Annotated in this window: 21 protein-coding genes; 19 read left to right on the top strand and 2 right to left on the bottom strand. The window is 45.9% G+C overall.

Annotated features, from left to right (window positions below):
• Positions 1-12: 12 nt before the first annotated feature.
• Together HQM15_09160 and holA are read left to right on the top strand one after the other, a co-directional pair.
• Entirely contained in the window at positions 13-2,661 is a 2,649-nt protein-coding gene (locus tag HQM15_09160; GenBank protein ID MBF0492936.1) for a leucine--tRNA ligase, read from the top strand.
• Positions 2,662-3,621 (top strand): DNA polymerase III subunit delta, encoded by a 960-nt coding sequence (gene holA, locus HQM15_09155; GenBank protein MBF0492935.1) that lies wholly within the window; start codon positions 2,662-2,664, stop codon positions 3,619-3,621.
• A 21-nt stretch (positions 3,622-3,642) separates the two neighbouring features.
• Here holA and HQM15_09150 read toward each other — a convergent pair whose 3' ends face one another.
• Both HQM15_09150 and HQM15_09145 read right to left on the bottom strand, forming a co-directional pair.
• A complete protein-coding gene (locus HQM15_09150; GenBank protein ID MBF0492934.1) occupies positions 3,643-3,870 on the bottom strand; it encodes a hypothetical protein in 228 nt (75 codons plus the stop codon).
• 47 nt (positions 3,871-3,917) lie between these two features.
• Complete coding sequence (locus HQM15_09145) at positions 3,918-5,105, bottom strand: MFS transporter (protein ID MBF0492933.1); 1,188 nt, start codon at positions 5,103-5,105, stop codon at positions 3,918-3,920.
• Positions 5,106-5,211: 106 nt separating this feature from the next.
• On the opposite strand from HQM15_09145, the gene HQM15_09140 reads away from it, so the two are divergent.
• The 17 genes from HQM15_09140 (at position 5,212) to hflX (ending at position 24,919) form a co-directional block, all read left to right on the top strand.
• A complete protein-coding gene (locus HQM15_09140; protein ID MBF0492932.1) occupies positions 5,212-5,604 on the top strand; it encodes a flavin reductase family protein in 393 nt (130 codons plus the stop codon).
• 81 nt (positions 5,605-5,685) lie between these two features.
• Positions 5,686-5,970, top strand: a complete 285-nt coding sequence (locus tag HQM15_09135) for an AbrB/MazE/SpoVT family DNA-binding domain-containing protein (GenBank protein ID MBF0492931.1) — start codon at positions 5,686-5,688, stop codon at positions 5,968-5,970.
• Positions 5,967-6,227, top strand: coding sequence for a hypothetical protein (locus HQM15_09130; protein MBF0492930.1), 261 nt, complete (start codon positions 5,967-5,969; stop codon positions 6,225-6,227). Before HQM15_09135 ends, HQM15_09130 begins: the two co-directional genes overlap by 4 nt.
• Positions 6,228-6,304: 77 nt before the next feature.
• A complete protein-coding gene (locus HQM15_09125) occupies positions 6,305-6,880 on the top strand; it encodes a hypothetical protein (protein MBF0492929.1) in 576 nt (191 codons plus the stop codon).
• Between the two features lie 158 nt (positions 6,881-7,038).
• Entirely contained in the window at positions 7,039-7,572 is a 534-nt protein-coding gene (gene pyrR, locus HQM15_09120) for a bifunctional pyr operon transcriptional regulator/uracil phosphoribosyltransferase PyrR (protein MBF0492928.1), read from the top strand.
• 33 nt (positions 7,573-7,605) lie between these two features.
• Entirely contained in the window at positions 7,606-8,523 is a 918-nt protein-coding gene (locus HQM15_09115; GenBank protein ID MBF0492927.1) for an aspartate carbamoyltransferase catalytic subunit, read from the top strand.
• A 3-nt stretch (positions 8,524-8,526) separates the two neighbouring features.
• Complete coding sequence (locus HQM15_09110; protein ID MBF0492926.1) at positions 8,527-9,804, top strand: dihydroorotase; 1,278 nt, start codon at positions 8,527-8,529, stop codon at positions 9,802-9,804.
• 3 nt (positions 9,805-9,807) lie between these two features.
• Positions 9,808-11,007, top strand: coding sequence for a glutamine-hydrolyzing carbamoyl-phosphate synthase small subunit (carA, locus tag HQM15_09105; GenBank protein ID MBF0492925.1), 1,200 nt, complete (start codon positions 9,808-9,810; stop codon positions 11,005-11,007).
• Positions 11,008-11,033: 26 nt separating this feature from the next.
• The gene (gene carB, locus HQM15_09100) at positions 11,034-14,252 is read left to right on the top strand and encodes a carbamoyl-phosphate synthase large subunit (GenBank protein ID MBF0492924.1); all 3,219 of its coding nucleotides are present in this window, start codon (positions 11,034-11,036) and stop codon (positions 14,250-14,252) included.
• A gap of 135 nt (positions 14,253-14,387) precedes the next feature.
• On the top strand, positions 14,388-15,566 hold the full coding sequence (locus HQM15_09095) for an acetyl-CoA C-acetyltransferase (GenBank protein ID MBF0492923.1): 1,179 nt from the start codon (positions 14,388-14,390) through the stop codon (positions 15,564-15,566).
• Positions 15,563-16,051, top strand: coding sequence for a hypothetical protein (locus HQM15_09090; protein ID MBF0492922.1), 489 nt, complete (start codon positions 15,563-15,565; stop codon positions 16,049-16,051). The genes HQM15_09095 and HQM15_09090 overlap by 4 nt, the downstream gene beginning before the upstream one ends.
• A gap of 21 nt (positions 16,052-16,072) precedes the next feature.
• Entirely contained in the window at positions 16,073-16,921 is an 849-nt protein-coding gene (locus HQM15_09085; protein ID MBF0492921.1) for a 3-hydroxybutyryl-CoA dehydrogenase, read from the top strand.
• A 78-nt stretch (positions 16,922-16,999) separates the two neighbouring features.
• Positions 17,000-17,782, top strand: coding sequence for an enoyl-CoA hydratase/isomerase family protein (locus HQM15_09080; GenBank protein ID MBF0492920.1), 783 nt, complete (start codon positions 17,000-17,002; stop codon positions 17,780-17,782).
• Between the two features lie 5 nt (positions 17,783-17,787).
• Positions 17,788-18,936: an acyl-CoA dehydrogenase gene (locus HQM15_09075; GenBank protein ID MBF0492919.1), complete on the top strand. Its 1,149-nt coding sequence runs from the start codon at positions 17,788-17,790 to the stop codon at positions 18,934-18,936.
• 3 nt (positions 18,937-18,939) lie between these two features.
• On the top strand, positions 18,940-20,088 hold the full coding sequence (locus tag HQM15_09070; protein ID MBF0492918.1) for an acyl-CoA dehydrogenase family protein: 1,149 nt from the start codon (positions 18,940-18,942) through the stop codon (positions 20,086-20,088).
• Positions 20,089-20,098: 10 nt separating this feature from the next.
• Positions 20,099-23,596: a DNA polymerase III subunit alpha gene (gene dnaE, locus HQM15_09065; GenBank protein MBF0492917.1), complete on the top strand. Its 3,498-nt coding sequence runs from the start codon at positions 20,099-20,101 to the stop codon at positions 23,594-23,596.
• 24 nt (positions 23,597-23,620) lie between these two features.
• Positions 23,621-24,919, top strand: a complete 1,299-nt coding sequence (gene hflX / locus HQM15_09060) for a GTPase HflX (GenBank protein MBF0492916.1) — start codon at positions 23,621-23,623, stop codon at positions 24,917-24,919.
• The last annotated feature ends 84 nt before the right edge of the window (positions 24,920-25,003 follow it).

Here is a 25,003-nt window from a genome sequence, read left to right as displayed (position 1 = left end):
AACATCAGCACCATGCAAAATCCTTACAATCCAAAGGCTGTCGAATCCAAGTGGCAAAAGCATTGGCAAGAGCACAAAACTTTTCAAGTGCTTGAAGACCCCAAAAAACCTAAATATTATCTCCTTGAAATGTTTCCCTATCCCTCGGGCCGAATCCACATGGGGCATGTGCGCAATTATACCATTGGGGATGTGGTGGCGCGCTACAAGCGTATGAAGGGTTTCAACGTGTTGCATCCCATGGGTTGGGATGCCTTTGGGATGCCCGCCGAAAATGCTGCGATTCAAAATAAAACTCATCCCGTAAAGTGGACCGATTCCAACATGGCCTACATGCGGGAGCAATTGAAGAAGATGGGATTTTCTATCGATTGGGAGAGGGAAGTTGCTACTTGTCGCCCCGACTATTATCGTTGGGAACAAAAAATATTCACCGAGATGTATGAGAAGGGGCTTGCCTATCGAAAGCATTCCCTCGTGAATTGGTGTGAAAAATGCCAAACCGTTTTGGCGAACGAACAAGTAGAGCAGGGCGCTTGCTGGCGCTGTGATACAACCGTGACTCAGCGTCCTTTGGAACAATGGTTTTTTAAAATTACTGCTTATGCCGAAGAGCTTTTGCAGGATACTTACAAACTAAAAGGTTGGCCTGAAAAAGTCCTCACGATGCAACGGGATTGGATTGGAAAAAGTGTTGGGGCTACGCTGCAATTTACCTTAGAAAATTCGGATCAAAAAATTGAGGTCTTTACTACTCGTCCGGATACCTTGTACGGCGTTACTTTTCTGTCTCTAGCTTTGGATCATCCTTTGATTGCTCAGCAGGTAAAAGAGGAAACTTTACTAAAAAAGCTTTCAACGCTTCGAGAAAAAAATCGCAAGATTGATCGAGAGAAAAAACTCGCTGGAGATTATGAAAAAGAGGGTCTGTTCTTGGGCTTTTACGCCCTGCATCCGCTGACGGGAGAAAAAATTCCTGTCTATGCCGCAAATTTTGTATTGATGGAATATGGCAGCGGTGCGGTGATGGCGGTCCCTGCGCACGATGAGCGAGATTTTGAGTTTGCGAAGAAGTATGGGCTAGTGGTTAAGCAAGTGATTGAACCCCTCACCCTGACCCTCTCCCCCAAGGGGAGAGGGGATAATGCTCAAGGAAAAAGTAGTAAAGAAATCCCTTCTCCCCTTGGGGGAGAAGGTGCCCGTAGGGCGGATGAGGGGACAAGTTTAGCACAAGCCTTTACCGATCCCGGCATCCTCATCCACAGTGCCCAATTTACAGGGCTTCCTAGCGAAGACGCCAAACTCGCCATCATCCAACATCTCGAAGAAAAAAAAATGGGCCAACAAAAAATCAGCTACAAGCTGCGCGATTGGGGAATTTCCCGTCAGCGTTATTGGGGTGCTCCGATCCCCATGATTCATTGTGATGCTTGCGGGATAGTTCCTGTTCCAGCAAATCAGCTTCCAGTAAGGCTTCCCTTGGATGTGGAATTTACAGGGGAAGGTGGGTCGCCCTTGAAAAAAATTGAAAGTTTTATCCACACCACTTGCCCCAAATGTCAAAGGCCCGCACGGCGTGAGAGTGACACGATGGATACCTTTATGGAATCGTCCTGGTATTTTTTGCGCTACACCTCGCCGCATTGTGAGCAGGGGCCCTTTGATCCAAAGGCTGTGGAATATTGGATGGGGGGAGGGGGAAAGGAAGAGGGAAGAGGGAAGAGGGAAGAAGAACATGAGAGGAGCGGCAGTAATCCCCTCTCCCTTGAGGGGAGAGGGCAGGGTGAGGGTGAAGGGGTAGATCAATACATCGGCGGAATTGAGCACGCGGTTTTGCATCTTCTTTATTCGCGTTTTTATACCAAAGTGTTGCGCGATTTAGGCTATCTCAAAATTTCAGAACCCTTCAAAAATCTGTTGACCCAAGGCATGGTGATTAAAGATGGCGCCAAGATGAGTAAGTCGAAGGGAAATGTAGTTGATCCTAATTATCTCATCGATAAATACGGTGCCGATACAGCCCGCTTGTTTTCATTGTTTGCCGCTCCTCCCGAAAAAGATTTGGATTGGAATGATCAAGGCGTGGAAGGATCCTTTCGATTTTTGAATCGGGTTTGGAATTTGTTGGGGGACCTGATTGAGGGTGGTTTCAAGCAGGGCCTGGAGGACGAACAGGAGACTAAAAAACTAAAACGAAAATTTCATCAAACGCTCAAAAAAGTGGGAGAGGATCTTGAACGCTTTCAATTTAATACTGCCATTGCAGCCATCATGGAATTGACCAATGTACTTCAAGATTATCTCAAAAAAAATTCGTCTGTTTTTTTGAAAGATTTTACCCGTGATTTTATTTTGATGCTTTCTCCATTTACTCCCCATTTTGCAGAAGAGTTATGGGAAAAGTTTGGAGAAAGAAGCGAACTCGCTAATGTAACCTGGCCAACCTTTGATGCAAAAGCCTTGGAGAGCAGCACTCAAAATATCAGTATCCAGGTAAATGGGAAACTCAGGGCTAATTTGGAAGTCGCTGTGGGCGCCAAACAGGACCTTGTACAAACAATTGCTCTAAAAGAAGCGAAGGTGGCTTCGCAATTAGAAGGGAAACAAATTGTAAAAGTGATTTTTGTGCCGGGGAAGATTTTGAATCTGGTGGTGAAATAAATGCATAGCATTTACCTCATTCTCAACGAAGATCCTTATCTGGCCGATCAGGCCTTGGCAAAGCTGCGCTCGGAATTAAAAAAAGAAAAAAACGAATTTGAAGACCTCTCTTTTGATGCCTCCGAAATGGGTGTGGAGGCCCTTCTCAATGAGCTGAATTCTTTTTCTTTTTTTTCAAGTTATAAACTCATTCGTATTCAAAATGCCGAGAAATTTAAAAAAAACGATTGGGAAAAAATAATTCCCATTCAAAAAGATAATGAAGGGGCCTGTCTTTATATCTCTTGTGCAAATAAAACTCTTTATAAGGAGTTGAATAAGCAGGCTCAAGGCTCCTTGATGGCTATTGAGTGTTTGAAGCCTAAACCCCGCGATTTGCCGCAATTTTTAATTCAGGCCGCCAGGAAAGAAGGAAAAGAAATCAGCTTGGACAACGCGCGACTGATTTTTGATTTAATCGGTGACGACCTCGCATTTGCCTTGGGGCAATTGGAGCTGCTTGCTCTGTTTACTCAAGATAAAAAACGAATTGAAGCCGAAGATATCCATGCCTTACTGAGTGAAACTTCAGAAAAAAACGTATTTGCTTTTACTCGCAGTCTATCCCAAGAAAACCTGGTCCAAGGAAACCTGGGGCTTTGCTTTGGGCTGCTCGAAAAAATATTAAAACAAGGGGAAGCGCCTGTAAAATTGATGGGTTTATTGGCCCGGCATTTTCGTATTGTTCTTAAAACAAAACTGCTTCAACGCCACGGAGCCTCTCAAAGCGATATTTGCCAGCAATTAAAAATTCCACCCTTTGGATTTTCAGAATATGCCACTCAAGCAGCAGAACTCAGTTGGAAAAAACTCATTCGACTTTACTCGAAGCTGGCAGAAGGGGACATGCATCTCAAAAGCGTTCCTTTGCCTGCTGAGAAAATTTTTCAGAAATTCTTATTGGGAGTTTTTGAGTCCTAATACGGGGCTACGTATTTAGGATCAACGCCAATCGTGGCGTCTATCTCTGTCGTGATCCCAGTGTCTGCGTTCGCCATAAGGCCTATAATAAGGTCGATGAGGGTGTCGGGGGGAATAGCGATAATAAGGATAAGGCCGATAGTGTCGATGGTGGTGCCTGCTGCGATGAGCGTCTGCTAAGGGAAAATAAGCGGTGAATACAAATGCCAAGGCGATAGCGATTGCTAGAAGTTTTTTGAACGGCTTCATTTGTTCCTCCAAGTTTAATCTCTTCAAATTCGACGTACGTCCTATTTTTATTTTTGACGAAAGACCTCTTGCTTGGCAAATAACGTCCCCATCCCCACAAAAAACAAAAAGGCTGCTCCCACAAAGGGGCTTTGAATTCCATAATGGTCAAATAGCAGCCCTCCCAAAGGTGGGCCGAACATGCGTGCCAGGCTTCCTGCGGATTGAAAAACGCCCATGCTTAATCCTTGAACATCCGAGCCGGAATTTTTTGAAAGCAGGGCCGACAGGGAAGGGTTAGTGAGGGAAGATCCCAGGGCGAGCAGGCAAAGAAAGAAGACGAAAAAAGCCAGAGATGGGGCGAAGCTGGCGAGTAATAAGCCAGAGCCCATGAGTAGAGTTCCCGATTGAGCCAGTTTTATTTCTCCCCATTTTTTGGAAAGTCTCCCAATGGCGCCTCCTTGAACGAGCACCATAATGACTGCCATCAATGCCAAAATGAAGGAGGCGTGTTCTGCATCCAGATGAAATCTTGCCAACAGATACAGGGCAAAAGTGGTTTCCATTTGGGAAAAGGCAAAAGTAACCAGGAAAAAAAGAAAGATGGGAATTGCACGTTGGGGAGAAGCCAAAGTATTTCTCCAGACTTCTCTCCCTCCTTTGTGACGATGCTCTTTTCGAATTTCTTCGTTCAGTTTGGGTTCTTGAAGGGAAGAGAATGCAAAAAGTAAATTAATCAAGGCAAGAGTGGCGGCCATAAAACCTACCGATCCATAACCCCATTTTGCAAGGATTCCCAATTTTCCCAAGATGCCTACCAAGGCAGGACCAAACAAAAAACCCAATCCAAAAGCGGCTCCAATGAGGCCCATTCCTTTGGCGCGCTGGTCAGGCGGCGTAATGTCGGCGATGTAGGCGGAGGCCGCGGAGATATTGGCTCCAAAAAAACCGGCCAGCAATCGAGCTATAAAAAGGAGGGTCAGGTTGGGGGCCAGTCCCAATAAAATCATCGAGGCCCCAATTCCGGTGATGCAGGTGAGAATGACAGGACGTCTACCGATGCGGTCGGACAATCTTCCCCAAAAAGGTGAAAATAAAAATTGCATGCCGGAGTAGCTCATCATCAAAAGCCCCATGGTGAACCCCGAACCACCGTAAGACTTTGCATAGTAAGGAAGTATGGGAATCACCATCCCAAAGCCGACAAGATCGATGAAGACTACAAGAAAAATGGTAATAAGAGATTTTTTTTGCATGGAGCTTCTATAAGGAAGGGAAATAGTGGCGACAAGAGAAAAGAAGCAGGGTTTTTGGTTTGCATTCTGTGGGGTCTATCGATACATCGAAAAAAAGGAGTAATTTGTGAGTGAAGATAAAAAACAGGAAGAATTGGCAAAGGCCTTGGGTCGCATTCCCAGTGGCATTGGAGTACTCATTACTCAGGATGAGGAAGAGAATCCTCAAACCCTGTTGTGTTCCTGGTTTCAGCAACTCAGTTTTGATCCTCCCCTCATTGGAGTAGCTATTAAAAAAGGGAGTGAGATTGGAAATTGTATCCAGGATTCTGAACTTTTTGTGCTGAATATTTTGGCCGATGGAGATCAAAAAAATAGTATCGCTTATTTAGAATGTGAACTTCGGCACGTGTTTGAAATAGGGGATCATCGTTTGTATGTGGGAGAAGCGGTGGCTGGAAAATTGAATGAAGAAGGGGCCCCGCAAGTGCATCTCAGGAGAGATGGGTTTAAGTATTAATCCTTTTGTATGATTGAAGAAGAGGGTATTTTTAGTTATCATGACCCTCGATGGGGTTCTTCAAAATATCAGGAGTGGTTTATGAAAAATTCTGCATTAAAATTATCGGATAAAGGGGAGCTTACCCTTCCTTCCATGTTACGGAACAAGCTTAACCTTAAGCCGGGAGATAGGCTAGTTCCGCAGGTTCAAGATGGAGTGCTCGTTTTATTAACGGAAAAAATGTCTAAACATAAATCTTCTCAAAATTGGTTTTGGACAAAAAAATGGCAGCAAAAAGAGAAAGAAGTAGAGCTGGCCATTAAAACTAAAAAAACAAAAAGAGCAGAAAATGTGAAGGATTTGATGCGAGAATTACAAAAATGATTATTGAATGGTCATCTCCTTTTAAAAAGGATTTCAAAAAACTTCCTCAGAAAATCCAGGAGCTGTTTGCAGAGAAAATGCACCTTGCTACTGATTCAAGGCTTACACATCCATCTCTCCGCATTAAGAAAATGCAAGGTCATCCTTATATTTGGGAAGCTTCTGTCACGATGAATTATCGTTTTACTTTTCATAAGACAGAGTTGGGGATTTTTTTAAGAAGGATTGGCACTCATGACATGTTGAAAAATCCTTGACCTTCATTAAATTAATACCAATCTTGGGGTGCGGGCTCAGTAGATTAATCAAAGTAAAGAGGAAAGGAGAAGAAGGAATGAGAAACTATAAAACTGTATTTTTATCGCTGCTAATTATTACTTCGAGTTCTTGTGCTTTTACCAAGCAGCAGATGAGTATTCAGGCAGCTCCAGTTGAGGCTTCGCGTTGTGCTGTATCGGGTCGGGGTAAGGCTTTAGTCTTAAATGTAAGTGATGAAAGAGAAGATTCTAGTTTTATTGGTAAACGTATTGATGGTGGCGCGGCAATCAAAGATACGGGCACAACAATGCCTACTTTTAAACAAGCCCTGCAACAAAGTTTTCAAAATTGTGGTTTTAAAGTGACAGAGGCCCCCCCGCAAAAAGCAATTGGTTTGAAAGTGGCTTTGAGAAGTTTGTCTTATACGGTGATGGATGGTATTTGGACTGGGACAGTCAGAATGCAAGCTGCTGCGCAAGTCAGTCTTCTGCCAAAAGAAGACTGGTCTAAAATGATTAGAGAGGAGAGGGAACTTAAAAAAGCGGTTGTGCCTTCTGCAAAAGAAAATGAGCGTTGGATGAATGAATTGATTAGTAATCTAGTAGCTAAAATTGTGGGGGATAAAGAACTTAGCGCAAAATTGATTCCTTAACTATTTCTTTGACATTATCAGACACTCCTATATACCACCCACGGACTAAAAAACGCAGCCTCTTGCAGTCTCTGGAAAACGAATGATGAAACTTAAAATAGAATTGATTTTGAAACACAAAACCCTCCCTCGGTAAACGACGGAGGGTTTTTTTTAGTATGAAAACCTTGCTCGATCAAAAACAACTGGCAGTAGCCATTCAGCAGATGGCGCAACAAATTTCGCAGCGTCATCCCCATTTGGCCAATTTGATTTTTGTGGGTATCCAGCGGCGAGGGGTTATTTTGGCACAGCGCTTGATCCATTTTTATCAGCAACAAAATATGCTGCTACCCAGCTTGGGAACTTTAGATATTAATCTTTACCGGGATGATTTTTCTTCGCTGAATAAAGTGCCCGTGGTGCATGCCACCGAAATTTCGGAGTCCATTCACAATAAAGGCATCATCCTGATTGATGAAGTGCTCTACACCGGTCGCACGATTCGCGCGGCCATGGATGCCTTGATGGATTTGGGAAGACCTCGCTTTATAGAGCTGGCGGTGTTGGTCGATCGTGGAGGTCGCGAGCTGCCTATTCAGGCAAATTATGTGAGCCTCGTGCATCCCATCGGTGCCGATGAGGAAATTCAGGTGCGTTTTCAGGAGTTGGACGGAGAAGAAGGAGTACGAAGCGTGAGGCGTGATCCGTGATCCGTGATCCGTTTCCCGCTTTACAAAACAAAAATGTCATTCAATCGCAAACATTTACTTTCTACCCATGATCTTCGCCTCAGCGAAATCGAAGAGATCTTGCACAATGCGAAATCTTTCAAGGAAGTGCTTTCGCGCGAGGTGAAAAAAGTCCCCACACTTCGGGGGAAAACCATTCTCAATTTATTTCTGGAAGATTCTACGCGAACCCGAACCTCCTTTGAAATCGCCGGTAAACGCCTGTCTGCGGATGTCGTCAATATTTCCAAAAGTGGTTCCTCGGTTTCAAAAGGTGAAAGTCTACTGGATACCGCGAAAACCTTGGAGGCCATGCAGCCGGATATCCTCGTGGTTCGAGCCAAGCAAAGTGGTTTTGCCTTTCGTATGGCCCAGTATCTGCATTGTTCCGTCATTAACGGCGGCGACGGTACTCACGAGCATCCCACCCAGGCCTTGCTCGATCTTTTTACCATTCTTGAAAAGCGCGGTTCTGTAAAAGGGATGAAAATAGCCATTGTGGGGGATGTGGCGCATTCCCGGGTGGCGCGCTCGAATATTTATCTTTTAAAAACGATGGGGGCGCAGGTCTCGCTCGTCGGTCCTACGTCACTCATGCCTGCACAAGTAGAGCTTTACGGTGTGGAAGTTTTTAATGAGCTGATTCCCGGTATTCGCGATGCCGATGTCATTATGATGTTACGCATTCAGCAAGAACGTCTGGATGAAGTGCCCACTTTTCCTTCACTCCGGGAATACTCCCGTTTTTATGGATTAGATCGTCGCAAGATGAATGAATGCAAAAAAGAGGTGCTGATTTTACATCCGGGGCCCGTCAATCGCGGGGTAGAGATTTCTCCGGAGGTGGCCGATGGTCCCCATTCAGTGATTCTAGATCAGGTGGCTCATGGCGTGGCGGTCCGAATGGCCTTGTTATATTTATTGGGAAAGTGAAATATGTCTACACTACTCATCAAAAATGGTCGACTGATTGATCCGGCAAATCATCGGGATGGCCACTTCGATCTCAAAATCGAAAATGGAAAAATCGTTGAAATTGCTGCGTCAATTACTGCGTTAAAAACGGATCAACTGATCGATGCAAAGGGCTTAATTGTTGCTCCGGGTTTTGTGGATGTGCACGTGCATCTGCGCGAGCCGGGGCAGGAATATAAAGAAACCATTGAAACAGGCAGCAAAGCCGCTGCAGCGGGGGGATTCACGTCTGTTTGCTGCATGGCCAATACGCATCCCGTCAACGATCATGGCGCCATTACTGAAGCCATTTTACAACGTGCTCGGGAAACTGCTTTGGTGAATGTGTTTCCCATTGGTGCAGTGACTAAAAGGCTGGAAGGCCAACAGCTCTCTGAAATAGGAGAGTTGAAAGAAGCCGGCTGCGTGGCCCTGTCGGACGACGGAAGAACTTTACAAAATTCAGCCTTGTTACGCAAGGCCCTGGAGTACGCCAAGGCCTTTCGACTTCCTCTGGTGTCACATGCCTTGTGTCCCGATCTCATGGGCAAGGGGGTGATGAACGAGGGCTTTGTCTCTACCGAACTGGGTTTGCCGGGAATCCCCCACGTGGCAGAAGAGGTGATTATTGCCCGCGATATTGCCCTGGCCGAACTTACGGGCTGCCCAATACACGTGGCCCATCTTTCCACAGCCCGCGGAGTGGAGTTGATCCGGGAGGCCAAGCGGCGCGGTGTTCCCGTGACCTGTGAAGTAAGCCCGCATCATTTTACACTCACAGACGAGGCCTGCCGTACCTATGATACAAACACCAAAATGGCGCCTCCCTTGCGTCGGCCAGAAGATATCGCAGCAATCAAAGAAGGTCTGAAAGATGGCACGGTGGATGCGATAGCCACTGACCATGCCCCACATGCAATCTCCGAAAAAGAGTTGGATTTCGAAGAAGCGCCCTTTGGCATTATCGGTTTGGAAACGGCCTTTAGCCTTTCGCTGCGCTTGGCAGAGGATAAGCTCATTGATTTAAATCGCTTGATTGAGCTCCTGGCGACGAGGCCAGCGCAAGTGATGAATTTAAATCGCGGGGTTCTCGGCGTGGGCAGCATTGCCGATGTTACTTTATTTTCAGAGACAGAAGTTTGGACCTACGATGTTTCCCAAGGTCTATCCAAGAGCAAAAATACACCTTTCAATGGGTGGAAATTTAAGGGACGTGTGAAAGTGACGATCGTGGCGGGAGAAGTGGTTTACTCAGGATAATTTATGAAGAAAAAAGTAGCGAAGACAGATAAAAAAGCCCTCCTTATTTTGAAAGATGGAACTTCTTTTGAGGGGAGATCTTTTGGTTATGAAGGAGATGAGCATGAAGACGAAGATTTTTTCAGCAGCAGCGGAGAAGTGGTTTTTAATACTTCCATGACCGGCTATCAGGAAATTCTTACCGATCCTTCCTATAAATGGCAGATGGTGTGCATGACCTATCCTGAGATTGGAAACTATGGGATTAACCTCGAAGATGTGGAGTCGGCTAAACCCCAGGTTTCAGGATTCATCGTCAAAAATTACAATGCAAGCCCTTCCAATTTCAGGTCCGAAAAAACTCTGGCAGCTTATCTGAAAGAAAATAAAATTCCGGGCATCGAAGGGATAGACACGCGAGCCCTCACTCAACATCTTCGCGACAGAGGGGCTCAACCGGGCGTGATTGCTGTGGGGGATTTTGATGCAGACCAAATCAAAAAAAACGCTAAAAAATTACCCGGCATGGATGGAATGGATTTGGTCAAAGAGGTGACTTGCAAATCCTCTTACAAATGGCATGGGGGCTTGTGGAGATTGAATGGGAATAACTCACCCCAACCCTCTCTTACTTTAAGAGAGGGAGTTTTAGGAAAAAAACCCTATCGTATTACCGCCTACGATTTCGGCATCAAACAAAATATTTTGCGCTGTCTGGTTTCCTCGGGATTCGATGTGGTGGTGGTGCCTGCCCAAACTCCGGCAAAGCAGGTTTTGGCGCAAAAGCCGGATGGAGTTTTTCTTTCCAATGGCCCCGGAGATCCTGCAGCGGTGACCTATGCCATCGAAAATGTCTCCAGGCTTTTGGGGAAAGTTCCTGTTTTTGGAATTTGCCTGGGGCATCAAATTATGGGGCTCGCTTTGGGGGCAAAAACTTTCAAACTCAAATTTGGTCATCGGGGTGGCAATCAGCCGGTGATGGATTTGTCCACCCGCAAAGTTGAAATTACCTCTCAAAACCACGGTTTTGCTGTGGAAGAAAAATCTCTCAGTAAGATTGCAGCCATCACCCATATCAATCTAAACGATAAAACCGTGGAAGGCCTGGCAAATTTTAAACAAAAATATTTTTCGGTGCAGTATCACCCGGAGGCCTCGCCGGGGCCGCATGATTCGATGTATCTCTTCGAAAGATTTAAGCAGACGATTGCAGGGAAGTATTAGCAACTCACAAATAAAAAATTATCTCTATGCCCAAACGAAAAGACCTCAAAAAAATCCTCATCATCGGCAGCGGACCCATCGTTATTGGTCAGGCCTGCGAATTTGATTACTCGGGAACTCAGGCCGTGAAGGCCTTGAAAGAAGAGGGTTACGAGGTGGTGCTCGTCAATTCCAACCCGGCCACTATTATGACTGATCCGGAATTTGCCCATCGCACCTACATTGAACCCCTGCAGCCGGAGGTGGTGGCGCAGATTATTGAACGCGAACGGCCCGATGCGGTGTTGCCTACCTTAGGCGGGCAAACCGCCCTCAATATTGCGATGGCCTTGCATCAAATGGGGGTCTTCGAAAAATTTAAGGTGGAGTTGATTGGGGCCAAGATCCCTGCCATTCAAAAGGCCGAAGATCGCAAAGAATTCAAGGCCGCAATGGAAAAGATCGGCGTGGGAGTGGCGAAGTCCGGTCTCATCCACAGTATGGAAGAAGCGAAAGAGGTGATCAAGGATCTGGGCTTTCCAGTCATTCTTCGTCCTGCATTTACTCTGGGTGGAACCGGCGGCGGTATCGCGACGAATATGAAAGAGTATGAACATCTGGTGCGTTGGGGTCTCGATCAATCTCCCAATCGTCAAATCCTGATCGAAGAATCCCTTATTGGCTGGAAAGAATACGAACTCGAGGTGATGCGCGACACGAAAGACAATGTGGTGATCATCTGTTCCATTGAGAATCTGGATCCCATGGGAGTGCATACCGGCGATTCGATTACCATCGCCCCCGCGCAGACCTTGAGTGACAAGGAATATCAGATTTTAAGGGATGCTTCCATTGCGATTATCCGTGAAATTGGTGTCGAAACCGGAGGTTCCAATATCCAGTTTGCCATCCATCCCAAAGAGGGTCGCATGATTGTCATCGAAATGAATCCCCGCGTGTCTCGCAGCTCGGCACTGGCTTCCAAGGCCACGGGTTTTCCCATTGCCAAGATCGCAACCAAACTTGCGGTGGGTTATACGCTGGATGAAATTTCGAATGACATTACGCGCTATACCCCTGCCTCATTCGAACCTACTTTGGATTATGTAGTTACCAAAATTCCCAGATTTGCCTTTGAGAAATTCAAGGGCGCCGACGACAAACTCACCACGCAAATGAAATCGGTGGGTGAGGTGATGGCCATAGGGCGTACTTTTAAAGAGTCGCTCCAAAAAGCGATGCGTTCTCTGGAGATTGATAAGAGCGGTTTTGAATCCCCCCAACCCCCCTTATTAAGGGGGGATCAAGGGGGGATAGAAAAACGCCTCCGCATCCCCAAAGCAGACCGCCTATGGATAATTGGCGAGGCCTTTCGTCGAGGCTTTACTTTAGAAAAAATTAGAAAACTCACGCACATCGACTCCTGGTTTTTGAAACACATTGAAGAAATTATTTTGGAAGAAAAAGAAATTAAGAAATTTTTTGGGAAGAGGGAATATTTAGTCAGAATTAAGCAAATGGGTTTTTCGGATAAACGTATCGCTCAATTGACGGGTAAGACAGAAGATCAGATCCGCGCACTGCGGAAAAAATTAAAGATCAAGCCCGTCTACAAACGTGTGGATACCTGTGCGGCTGAGTTTGAGGCCTTTACCCCTTATCTTTATAGCAGTTATGATCAGACGGATGATTCCAAACCCAGCAAAAAGAAGAAAGTGGTTATCCTGGGAGGTGGGCCCAACCGTATTGGGCAGGGGATAGAATTTGATTATTGCTGCGTGCACGCCTCTTTTGCGCTGCAAAAAATTGGTTATGAAACTATCATGGTGAATTGTAATCCCGAAACGGTGTCTACCGATTATGATACCTCCGACCGTTTGTATTTTGAACCACTGACCATTGAAGATGTTTTGGGAATTTTGGAAAATGAAAAACCTTTCGGAGTAATTGTGCAATACGGCGGACAAACGCCGCTCAAGCTTTCTCATGCGATCAAAAAAGCCGGATTCAAAATTTTGGGCACTTCTCCCGACAGCATCGATTGTGCCGAAGACCGAAAACGTTTTCAAAAAATGTTGCAAAAGCTCAAGCTCAAACAGCCGCACAACTCGACGATTTATTCGCTGGCGGAAGCTTTGAAGGCCACCAAGGAAATTGGATATCCCGTGGTCGTGCGTCCTTCTTATGTCTTAGGCGGACGGGCCATGGAGATTGTCTACGACGATGCGGCACTCAAAAAATATATGACGGAGGCCGTGCAGGTTTCCTGGGATCATCCCATCCTGATTGACAAGTTTTTGGAGTCGGCTATCGAAGTGGATGTGGATTGTGTCAGCGATGGAAAAACTCGAGTCATTGGCGGCATCATGGAACATATCGAGGAAGCAGGAATTCATTCGGGCGATTCGGCCTGCTGTCTGCCCCCGCATTCCCTTTCCCCACGCCTATTGGAAGAAATCAAAAAACAGACGCTGAGAATGGCCAAAGAATTAAAGGTAATTGGTTTGATGAATGTACAGTTTGCCGTGAAGAATGAAGAAATATACGTGCTCGAAGTCAACCCGCGTGCTTCACGCACCATTCCCTTTGTATCCAAGGCCATCGGTCAACCGCTGGCCAAGATAGGCGCCTTGGCCATGGTTGGGAAAACGCTCCCATCGCAAAAATTCAGCGAAGAAGTTTATCCTCCTTATTTATCCGTCAAAGAAGTGGTGCTTCCTTTCAGTAAATTTCCGGGGGTGGATGTGCTTCTAGGCCCTGAAATGAAAAGCACGGGTGAGGTGATGGGCATTGCCCAAGATTTTGGTGCCGCCTTCGCAAAAGCCCAACTTGGGGCTTATACGATACTCCCCAAAAAGGGAGAGGTTTTTGTCTCGGTGAACGATCAGGATAAAGAAGCCATTTTAGAATCTGCACGACGTTTAATCCAAAATGGATTTGCCTTAGTTGCTACTAGCGGAACTGCGGATTATTTAAGCAAGATGGGAGTTCGCACTCGTTCCATCAATAAAGTAACAGAAGGTTCTCCACATATCGTGGATGAGGTGAAGGCCGGCAAGATTGCGATGATTGTGAATACGCCTTTGGGACGAAACTCGACGATTGATAGCTATTCCATTCGCCGTTCCGCCATTGAATATTCGGTTCCCTATTTTACCACCACCGCCGCGGCAAATGCTGCTACTTCAGCTATTTTAGAGATGAAGCAACATCCTTTGGAAGTGAAGACAATTCAGGAGTATCATGCGGAGCTGAAGAAAAAATAGTAGGATTAAATTTATAAAGGGCCGCTCTAAACACCCTCAATTTCCTCTCCTATTGACACCCTTAATTTTCCTCTGCTACTGCAAACATTCCTTATCAATAATTAACCGTTGTTTTTAATTCATGGGAGAGATTTTATGGCCAAAACAGTGATTGTCAGTGCGGCAAGAACTCCTATCGGTTCTTTGCAAGGAACTCTTTCTTCTCTCACGGCACCTCAACTGGGTGCGGTTGCTATTAAAGCGGCCTTGGAGCGTGCAGGAATTTCCGGGGATCAAGTGCAAGAGGTTCTTATGGGTAACGTGTTGAGCTCGGGGATTGGTCAGGCTCCAGCCCGGCAAGCGGCTATTTATGCAGGTCTGCCGAAAAGTGTGCCTTGTACCACCATCGGAAAAGTTTGCGGATCGGGCCTCAAAACGGTGATGCTGGCCGATCAGGCCATTCGTGCTGGCGATTCGGAAGTGATTATCGCGGGGGGGATGGAGAGCATGTCCAATGCGGTTTACTCTTTACCCAAGGCGCGAACGGGCTACCGCATGGGTCATGGACAGGTAGAAGATTTGATGATTAAAGATGGTTTGTGGGATCCTTACAATAATTTGCATATGGGAAGCATCACGGAAATTTGCGCCAAGGAATATAAACTGGATAAAGCGGCTCAAGACGCCTATGCCGTCGAAAGTTATAAACGGGCCTTGGCGGCTATCAAAAATGGCGTGTTCAAAGAGGAGATTGCCCCGGTAGAAATTCCCCAGAAAAAGGGTGTAGCTCTTGTGGTAGATACCGACGAAGAACCCGGCAAAGGCAATATTGAAAAGTTGCCCAGCCTTAATCCAGCCTTTCAAAAAGACGGGACTGTCAGCGCCGGAAATGCCTCTAGCATCAACGATGGCGCTGCTGCCCTGGTACTCATGAGCGAAGAAAAAGCCAAGGTTCTGGGACTGAAACCCTTGGCTCGAATTGTTTCTCAGGCCTCCGCCGCCTTGGCCCCGGAATGGTTTACCACAGCCCCCGCTGCAGCAATGTCTGCGGCTTTAGAAAAAGCCGGTCTGAAAGCCGCGGATATTGATTTGTGGGAAGTGAACGAAGCCTTCTCGGCCGTAGCCCTGGTGAACAATCAAAAAATTGGAATCCCTGCCGACAAGGTAAATGTCAACGGTGGGGCTGTGGCTTTAGGCCATCCCATCGGAGCTTCCGGTGCCCGAATTTTGACGACGTTGGTTTACGAGATGAAACGTCGTGGCTCTAAACGTGGACTTGCCTCGCTTTGCATCGGTGGTGGAGAAGCGGTGGCATTAATTATTGAGGCCTTATGAAAAAAACGGGAATCCTTCTGATTTTCTTGATGCTTTTTTCTTCTTTCCTTTTTGCTGAAGAGCTTTCTCCTGAGAAAGAGAAACGCCCGTGTTTTTCTCCGGACCAGATTCCCAAGGTGACTATTGAGGGAATCAAATACACGGTGCTGGATGAGGCCTTCGAAAAAATCACTCAAGATGACAGGGGTCGTGTATTTGAAAATTATATCGGTGGAAATCTTTATGCCATTGACTTGCTAACGAATTGGCCGAAGTGGAAAGTAAATGTTTATAAAGAAACAGGCGTGGCACCTCTGCAGTATAAGGTAAAAACGGGAAGTCAGACCATAGAACCATTATTGGAAAGTGCCTGTCTTGTTAAAGTGGAGTTTCAGGACAAAAAAGTAGTGGTCACTAATCGTCGCGGAGAAAAGTTTGAGGTGAATCTAAAAGACAAGAGTGTGAAGTTGCTGGGGGAGAAGAAGCCCCAAGTGATTTACGAATAACATTAATTAAAGGAGAAAAACATGTCTGTGCAAAAAATAGGAATTGTCGGTGTAGGTCAGATGGGTTCTGGAATTGTTCACATTGCCGCCATGGCGGGTTTTGATATCGTGGCGATGGATCAATCGGGTGACCACAATATTAAGGCGCAGTCTACAATCAAAAAACAATTTTTGAAAGGGGTTGAAAAGGGAAAGTTAACTGCGGATGTCGCTGCTGCTGCAGAAGGTAAAGTCAAATGGACCGAGTCGCTGAAAGATTTTTCTTCTTGCGATCTCATCATCGAAGCCATCATTGAAAATCCAAAAATTAAAGAAGATTTATTCAAGGCCTTGGATCAAGTTTGCGAAGCCAAAACTATTTTGGCTACCAATACCTCGTCCATTTCTATCACAGGTCTTGCTGCCGTGACCAAGCGTCCTCAACAGGTGATCGGAATGCACTTCTTTAATCCTGTCCCTGTCATGAAACTTCTGGAAGTGATTCGCGCGGTGCAAACCGATGACGCGACTTATCAGGCTTGTGTCGCGGCGGGGACAAAAATGGGTAAAACCGTGGTCACCGCAAAAGACTCCGCTGCCTTTATTGTCAACCGAACTTTGCTGCCTTTCCTGAACGAAGCCATCTTCACTTTATACGAGGGAGTGGGAAGCGCCGAAGATATCGATAAAGCCGTAAAGCTGGGTTTGAATCATCCCATGGGTCCCCTGGAACTTTGCGATTTTGTGGGATTGGACACGCTGCTTGCCGTCCTCGATGTCATGTCGAAAGAATTTGGGGATCCCAAATACCGTGCCTGTCCTTTGCTGCGCAAATACGTGGAAGCAGGTTGGTATGGGCGTAAGGCGGGGCGTGGATTTTATAAATACTAAATTAGTTATCAGTTACCAGTTATTAGTTATCAGTTTGTTCTGTTAACTAGTAACTGTTCACTAGTAACTCAAAGAAATATGGAATTCAAAAATCTTCTTGTCGAAAATAATCAAGGAATCGTCACCCTAAAAATCAATCGCCCTCAGGCGATGAATGCCCTTAATCCCGAGGTGCTTTCAGAGTTGGCCGTCTTTGCCCATGAGGTGAACAAAAAGGATGAAATCAAAGCCGTCATTATTACAGGGGCTGGAGAAAAAGCCTTTGTAGCGGGGGCGGATATTGCCGCCATGAAAGACATGACGACTCTGCAGGCAAAAGCATTTTGTGATTTGGGTCACTGTGTGATGAAGCAAATCGAGACTGCCCACAAGCCTATTGTGGCTGCGGTGAATGGGTTTTGTCTGGGGGGTGGTTTAGAACTCGCCCTGTCTTGTGATTTTATTTACGCCTCTGAAAATGCAAAACTGGGTCTGCCCGAAGTGAATCTGGGAATTTTTCCTGGCTTTGGAGGGACACAAAGACTGCCTCGCCTCATTGGGAAAAACCGAGCCAAAGAAATGATCTTCACCGCCAGAATGCTGTCCGCGGCTGAGGCCTATGAATGGGGCATCATCAATAAAGTGACACCCGCTGCAGATTTGATGAGTGCCGTACAAGCAACCGTGCAAGAGATGATCAAGAAGGGGCCACTGGCGATTCAACTGGCCAAACAATCCATCAATCAAGGAAGCGATCTGGATATCAACAGCGGTCTGGCGATTGAGAAGGCCATCTTTCCTACCGTGTTCTCCACGGAAGATAAAAAAGAAGGAATCACGGCCTTTCTCGAAAAACGTAAAGCAGAATTTAAAGGGAAGTAATCATTATGAATCTCAATCTCAGCGACGAACAAAAAATGGTCCAGGATCTGGCACGCAATTTTGCCAAAAAAGAAGTGGCACCTATTGCGGCTGAACTGGATGAAAAAAGAGAATTTCCTTCTCGCCTGCTTCCGCAGATGGCCGAATTGGGCTTGCTCGGGATGATGGTCCCTACAGAATGGGGTGGGGCTGGACTCGACACTCTTTCTTACGTGCTGGCCCTGGAAGAAATTTCAGCGGCTTGTGCTTCCACCGGCGTCACCATGTCGGTCAACAATTCCCTCTATTGTGGGCCTGTTTTAAAATTTGCTACTGCTGCACAAAAAGAACGCTATCTGACGCCTTTTGCCAGTGGTCAAAAGTTGGGGGCTTATGCCTTGTCGGAACCAGGGAGTGGATCGGATGCCGCCAATCAACAAACTCTGGCAGTCAAAAAAGGCAATCAATACATTTTAAATGGGCGCAAAAATTTTATCACCAATGGCCCTCATGCGGATGCCCTGGTGGTGTATGCGATGACCGACAAAGCAAAGGGGTCCAAAGGAATTTCTGCTTTCCTCGTCGAGAAAAATTTTCCGGGTTTTGCCGTGGGAAAGGTGGAAAAAAAATTGGGAATTTGCGCCTCTTCCACTTCGGAGATTGTGCTCGATCATTGTGAAGTCCCTGCAGCTAATCTGCTGGGTGAAGAAGGCAAAGGTTTTACGATTGCCATGAATACGCTGGATGCCGGTCGTATTGGCATTGCCACTCAGGCGCTAGGCATTGCCCGTGCAGCCTTTGAGGCCGCCAGAAAATATTCAACCGAACGTGAGGCCTTTGGAAAAAAGATTTACGAGTTTGGCGATATTCAAAATTATCTGGCCAACATGGCCACCCAAATTGATGCCGCCCGCTTGCTGGTTCACCGCGCGGCCTGGATGAAAGATCAAGGCCTGCCTCACGGCAAAGAGGCCTCTATGGCAAAACTCTTTGCCTCTGAAACTGCGATGTATGTCACCAATAAAGCCATTCAAGTGCATGGGGGCTATGGTTACTGTAAAGAGTACCCTGTGGAACGTCATTATCGCGATGCAAAAATCACCGAAATTTACGAAGGCACTTCCGAAATTCAGCGTTTGGTGATTTGTCGAAATGTGATTAAGGAAATTTTATAACATATGAATTTTACCCTTTCCTCCGAACAACTTCAGATCCAACAAATGGCGCGCGATTTTGCACAAAAGGAATTGGCCCCACAGGCTGCACGCCTGGATGAGCTTTCCGAATTTCCCAGCCAAAATATTCGCAAATTGGCGGAATTGGGATTCATGGGAATGATGATTCCACCCGAATGGGGTGGGGCAGGCTTTGATGCTCTTTCTTATGTGCTGGCCCTTGAGGAAATAGCCGTGGGCTGCGCTTCAACGGCTGGAACGCTTTCGGTGCACAATTCTCTCTTCAATCATTTGTTGTTTACTTACGGGAATGATTCTCAAAAAGAAAGCTATCTTCGACCTTTTGCAGAAGGCAAAAAGCTTGGGGCCTATGCGCTCACTGAGCCTTCTACCGGTTCCGATGCGGCAGCCATTCAATGCCGTGCCATCAAAAAAGGATCTTCTTATTTTATTACGGGGCGCAAAATCTTTATCACCAGTGGTCCTCAGGCGGATGCCATGGTGTTGTACGCGCTGACGGATGCCAGCAAAAAAACAAAAGGCATTACGGCGTTCATCGTCGATAAAAATTTCAAAGGATTTTCAATTGGAAAAATTGAAAAAAAATTGGGGCTCTGTGCCTCTTCCACTTCAGAAATTGTTTTAGAAGATTGTGAAGTGCCTGAAGAAAATATTTTAGGCAGGGAAGGGGAAGGGTTTAAAATTGCCATGGCCTCGCTGGACCGTGGCCGCATCGGGATTGCAACTCAGGCGCTGGGCATTGCCCGAGCTGCGTTTGAGGCTGCTCGCAAATATGCGAATGAACGCGAAGCCTTTGGAAAAAAGATTTACGAATTTGGATCGATTCAAAATTATCTGGCTGACATGGCCGTAAAAATAAAAGCCTCCCGTTTGATGATTCACGAAGCGGCCTGGAAGATGAGTGAAAAAATGCCTTTCGCCCAAGAGGCCTCCATGGCGAAACTCCATGCCTCAGAAGCAGCCATGTGGGTTGCAACCAAGGCGGTACAGGTATTTGGGGGCTATGGTTATATGAAAGATTATCCAGTCGAGCGTTATTTCCGCGAGGCAAAAGTGACGGAAATTTATGAGGGGACCTCCGAGATTCAACGTCTGGTGATTTGTCGGAATTTGATGAGAGAAATTCAATAAATTTGAATCCATGAAGCCCAAAGACTTCGTCCATCTCCATGTCCACTCCCAGTACAGTCTCCTCCATGGGGCTATCCTCGTTGAAAAGTTAATCAAACAAGTAAAAGATTTTGGCCTCTCTGCTATTGCGCTCACCGATCACGCCAATCTATTTGGGGCGGTCGAATTTTATGAAAAAGCCAAAAAAGAGGGGATTCATCCTATTTTAGGTTGTGAAATTTATTGTATTACCAAGGGTTCTCGTTTGGAACGCGTCAAAACCCGCGACGATCAACTGGCTCATCTTTTACTCCTAGTGCAAAATGCCGAGGGCTATAAAAATTTATCTCGTCTTTTGGCCTCGGCCTACAACGAAGGTTTTTACTATAAACCTCGTCTCGATAAAGAGATCTTAAAAGAAATGTCCGCGGGACTCATTGCGCTTTCCTGCTGCAGCAAAGGGGAAATTCCTCGTCGAATTATTGAAGGGAAGGTTGAGGCTGCTTTTGATGCCGCAAAAAAATTGTCTGAAATTTTTCCGGATCGCTTTTATCTTGAATTGCAAGATCATGGCTTGTCCCATGAAACACTGGTGAATCATCAGTTTGTTGAGTTTTCTAAACAATTGAATATTCCTTTGGTGGTCACCAACAATGCGCATTATTTGTACCGGGAAAATCGTGAAGCACACGAAGCACTGCTCTGTATTCAATCGGGCAATAAACTTAGCGATGAAGATAGGCCTTCTTACGACGGTGAAGAATATTATCTGAAAAGCGGCGAAGAAATGTGTGAGCTGTTTAAAGATTTTCCGGAGGCCTTGGAAAATACCAGAAAAATTGCAGACTCTTGTGTCTTTGATTTTGATTTCAAGACTTATTATTTTCCAAAATTTATTCCGCCTGAAAATAGAACGGTAGATGACTTCTTTCAAGAGTGCGTCTGGTATGGTTTTGATGAGCGCTGGCTTCTGATTGAAAAATTTTATGAGCATTTGGGAAAGAATTCAGAAGAAAGAAGTCAGAAAAAAGAAGAATATAAAGCGCGCATTGAATTTGAACTCAAAACCATTTTGAGTATGGGTTTTTCGAGTTATTTTCTCATCGTTTCCGATTTTATCACCTATGCAAAATCGCAAGGTATTCCCGTAGGCCCAGGACGCGGATCTGCTGCGGGTTCACTGGTGGCTTTTTGTTTGAAGATTACGGATATTGATCCCCTTCCTTATTTTTTGCTCTTTGAGCGCTTCTTGAATCCGGAACGCATCAGCATGCCGGATATGGATATCGATTTTTGCATGAATCGGCGTGACGAAGTGATCGCTTACGTGAATCAAAAATATGGAAATGTGTCACAGATTATTACCTTTGGAAAGATGAAGGCCAAGGCAGTGATTCGTGATGTAGGGCGTGTGCTGGACTTTGCCTATGCCGATGTCGACAAGATTGCCAAACTCATTCCCAATGCCCTGAACATGACCCTGGAAGAGGCCATGAAGACCGAGCCCCGCATTCGTGAATTGGAGATGGCGGACCCAAAAGTAAAAAAACTCCTCTCCATTGCCAAATCCCTGGAAGGCCTGAATCGTCATGCTTCTACGCATGCGGCCGGGGTGGTGATCTCCGATCGTCCTTTGACAGAATTTCTACCCCTCTATCGGGGAAGCAACGAAGAAGTGGTGACGCAGTTCGATATGAAGGCCGTTGAAAAAATTGGCTTAGTGAAATTTGATTTTTTGGGGCTTAAAACTCTAACCGTGATTGAAAACACCCTCAAGATTATCAAGCGCACCCGAGGGTTGGCAATCCGCTTGATTGAAATTTCACTCGATGACGAGGCCGTCTACCAGACTTTAACCAAAGGGGATTGTCTGGGGATCTTCCAACTCGAATCGTCGGGCATGCGCGATTTGATTGTAAAACTCAAACCCAGCTGCTTCGAAGACTTGATTGCCCTGGTGGCCCTCTATCGCCCGGGGCCTCTGGGTTCAGGAATGGTGGATGATTTCATCAATCGAAAACACGGAAGGACAAACATTGTCTATGATTTGCCCGAACTGGAGTCTATCCTGAAAGATACTTATGGGGTTATTGTTTATCAGGAACAGGTAATGCAGATTGCATCAGCGTTGGCAGGTTTTACGTTGGGGGATGCAGACTTGCTGCGTCGTGCGATGGGTAAGAAAAAGCCGGAAGAAATGGCCAAACAAAGAGAACGATTTATTAAAGGGGCGAAAGAAAGAAATATCAACATCCAGAAAGCAGAAAAGATTTTTGATTTGATGGCGATGTTTGCGGAGTATGGTTTTAACAAATCACACAGTGCAGCTTATGCCCTCATCTCTTATCAGACAGCCTATCTGAAAACCCATTTTTGCGCGGAGTATCTGGCCAGCGTGCTCACTTTTGAAATCGGGGATACCGATAAGGTGCTCACCTATATCAATGACCTAGAAAAGCACAATATTGCAGTGTTGCCGCCGGATATCAATGAATCGTATCGTTATTTTTCGGTGCTTTCTGATAAGGAAATCCGCTTTGGTTTGGCGGCCACAAAAAACGTGGGAGATGCTGCCATAGAAAGCATTTTGGAGGCGCGGAAAGAAAAGATCCGTTTTGAAAATTTTTTTGATTTTTGCGAATCGGTAGATCTGCGTAAAGTAAATCGTAAAGTGATTGAGTCGCTCATTAAATGCGGGGCTTTTGATAGTTTGAGTGACAGCCTGGCATTGGGTCGCTCGACGATGATGGAAGTGCTGGATTCGGCCATCGAATATGGTGCCGCCAGACAGCGGGATTTGGAAAAAGGTCAGAGTTCTCTTTTTGATGTGGCGGGAGAAAAATCGAAAATGCCGCCCTTGCCAAAGGTGCTGCCCTGGAATGAAGAACAAAAACTGAAATTTGAAAAAGAGGCCATGGGTTTTTATGTGACCGGACATCCTCTAAAAAGCTTTGCCACGCTCATTGCCAAACTGACTCCCTATGACACAAAAAATTTGAGGGAAATTACAGAAAAAAAAGAAGTTTTAATGGCCGGAGTGGTGACAGGTTTAAAGGAGATCTTCACCAAAAAGGGTGATCGCATGGCCTTTGCCACCCTGGAAGATTTAAAAGGCTCTGTGGAAGTGGTGGTTTTTTCGGATGTCTACAACCTGGCGCAAACCCTGCTTAAATCGGATGATCCACTGCTCATCCAAGGCACTGCAGAACCCAGCGAAGAAGCGCCAAAAGTTTTGGCCACCCGTATTCTTTCCCTAAAGAACTATGCCGGTATTTCACAGGTATTGCATATTGAAATGGATGCCATTTATCTGACAGAAAATAAGTTAAAAGATTTTCGCTTCCTGCTTTCGAAATCTCCTGGCAACTGTCCGGTATATCTGCATTTGCTTACTGCGAGCGGTAAAACCAGTTTAAAGCTTCCCACCGAGTTGGATGTCGCCTGGAGTAATAACCTGGAAACCGACTTGCAGGTTTTATTAGGACAAAAGGCGAAAATAGCCCTTCAAAGTGTGGGGAAGTTGCAGTAGAATTATCACGAGAGGGGGGGACTATTGAAAGCCTATCCATCCTACCAAAAAAATAAAAATGCCGAAAAAGTACTGCTCATTGGAGTTCGCCTCCCAGGATATGCCCGTAAAGAAGCCGAAGAATCTTTAGAAGAATTGGAACAACTTGCCATTACCGCCGGTGCCGCGGTCCAGGGCGCCCTGTCTCAGGAAATCCATCGTATTGATCCTGCCTATTTTGTGGGGAGTGGCAAGGTGGAAGAAATAGCCGCGAAGGCCAAAGAACTGAAATGTGTCACCGTGTTGTTTGATGAAGACCTGTCCCCCTCGCAAAATAGAAATTTGGAAGAAGCCATCAAAATTAAAGTGGTGGATCGCACCGGTTTAATTTTGGATATTTTTGCTCAGCGCGCCAAAAGTAGAGAAGGAAAATTACAGGTGGAGCTGGCCCAGGATTTATACTTGCAATCGCGATTGGTCGGACAGTGGGGGCATCTTTCGAGGCAGACCGGAGGCATTGGAACTCGTGGTCCGGGCGAAACTCAGCTGGAAGTAGATCGCCGTCTGGTGAAAGACAAGATTACCCGTATTAAGCGCGAGTTGCAACGTGTGGCCTCTGCGCGCGAGATCCATCGTTCACGGCGATCTGAGGTCCCCATCCCAACAGTATCGCTGGTGGGTTACACGAATTCAGGAAAATCCACGCTCATGAATGCGTTGACTCAGGCGGGAGTGCTGATGGAAGACAAACTGTTTGCGACTTTGGATCCTACCGTTCGACGTTTGAAGTTGCCCAGCGGCCGTGAGGTGCTCCTTTCAGACACGGTCGGATTTATTCGTAAACTTCCTCATGCCCTGGTGGAATCTTTTAAGGCCACTTTTGAAGAAATTCAGGGGGCAGACTTGCTGATCCATCTGATGGATATTTCACATCCTTCCCGGCAATTGCAGAAAACCAAGGTCTTGGAGGTTTTAAAAGATCTAAAACTGGATCAGAAAGCCATCCTTGAAGTGTATAACAAGATTGATCTCATGGGTTATGGCCTCGAATTAAACAAGAACGACATTGGTGTTTCGGCCTTACGCCAAGAGGGTTTGGATAAATTGCTCCACAAACTGGATCAGTTGTTGTCGAAAGGTTTCAAGTCCCTCACTTTAAAAATTCCTCATCAGGAAGGGGGCTTACTTTCCTTTTTACATCGCTACGGGCGCATCCTGAAAAAAGAATATCAAGACGATGGGGTTTTCATGGAAGTGGAGGTGTTTCAAAAATTTGTAAAAGGCTTGGCAAAATTTAAAGTGAAAAAGCAGAAAGGGGATCCGAAGATCTCCCTTTGTGCGTAGTCTATAAAAAAACCCCGATTTCTCGGGGTTTTTTTATACAGCAATTTGTCATTCTAACTAGCTATCCGATCTCATGGTGCTCGC

This window comes from Deltaproteobacteria bacterium, from assembly GCA_015233135.1.
GTDB lineage: Bacteria > UBA10199 > UBA10199 > JADFYH01 > JADFYH01 > JADFYH01.
This window is presented reverse-complemented; position numbering and strand designations above follow the sequence as displayed.

Coding starts and splice junctions, on each gene's coding strand:
- HQM15_09160 (MBF0492936.1), top strand. CDS start 13: ATGCAAAATCCTTACAATCCAAAGGCTGTCGAATCCAAGTGGCAAAAG.
- holA (MBF0492935.1), top strand. CDS start 2,662: ATGCATAGCATTTACCTCATTCTCAACGAAGATCCTTATCTGGCCGAT.
- HQM15_09150 (MBF0492934.1), bottom strand. CDS start 3,870: ATGAAGCCGTTCAAAAAACTTCTAGCAATCGCTATCGCCTTGGCATTT.
- HQM15_09145 (MBF0492933.1), bottom strand. CDS start 5,105: ATGCAAAAAAAATCTCTTATTACCATTTTTCTTGTAGTCTTCATCGAT.
- HQM15_09135 (MBF0492931.1), top strand. CDS start 5,686: ATGAAAAATTCTGCATTAAAATTATCGGATAAAGGGGAGCTTACCCTT.
- HQM15_09130 (MBF0492930.1), top strand. CDS start 5,967: ATGATTATTGAATGGTCATCTCCTTTTAAAAAGGATTTCAAAAAACTT.
- HQM15_09125 (MBF0492929.1), top strand. CDS start 6,305: ATGAGAAACTATAAAACTGTATTTTTATCGCTGCTAATTATTACTTCG.
- pyrR (MBF0492928.1), top strand. CDS start 7,039: ATGAAAACCTTGCTCGATCAAAAACAACTGGCAGTAGCCATTCAGCAG.
- HQM15_09115 (MBF0492927.1), top strand. CDS start 7,606: ATGTCATTCAATCGCAAACATTTACTTTCTACCCATGATCTTCGCCTC.
- HQM15_09110 (MBF0492926.1), top strand. CDS start 8,527: ATGTCTACACTACTCATCAAAAATGGTCGACTGATTGATCCGGCAAAT.
- carA (MBF0492925.1), top strand. CDS start 9,808: ATGAAGAAAAAAGTAGCGAAGACAGATAAAAAAGCCCTCCTTATTTTG.
- carB (MBF0492924.1), top strand. CDS start 11,034: ATGCCCAAACGAAAAGACCTCAAAAAAATCCTCATCATCGGCAGCGGA.
- HQM15_09095 (MBF0492923.1), top strand. CDS start 14,388: ATGGCCAAAACAGTGATTGTCAGTGCGGCAAGAACTCCTATCGGTTCT.
- HQM15_09090 (MBF0492922.1), top strand. CDS start 15,563: ATGAAAAAAACGGGAATCCTTCTGATTTTCTTGATGCTTTTTTCTTCT.
- HQM15_09085 (MBF0492921.1), top strand. CDS start 16,073: ATGTCTGTGCAAAAAATAGGAATTGTCGGTGTAGGTCAGATGGGTTCT.
- HQM15_09080 (MBF0492920.1), top strand. CDS start 17,000: ATGGAATTCAAAAATCTTCTTGTCGAAAATAATCAAGGAATCGTCACC.
- HQM15_09075 (MBF0492919.1), top strand. CDS start 17,788: ATGAATCTCAATCTCAGCGACGAACAAAAAATGGTCCAGGATCTGGCA.
- HQM15_09070 (MBF0492918.1), top strand. CDS start 18,940: ATGAATTTTACCCTTTCCTCCGAACAACTTCAGATCCAACAAATGGCG.
- dnaE (MBF0492917.1), top strand. CDS start 20,099: ATGAAGCCCAAAGACTTCGTCCATCTCCATGTCCACTCCCAGTACAGT.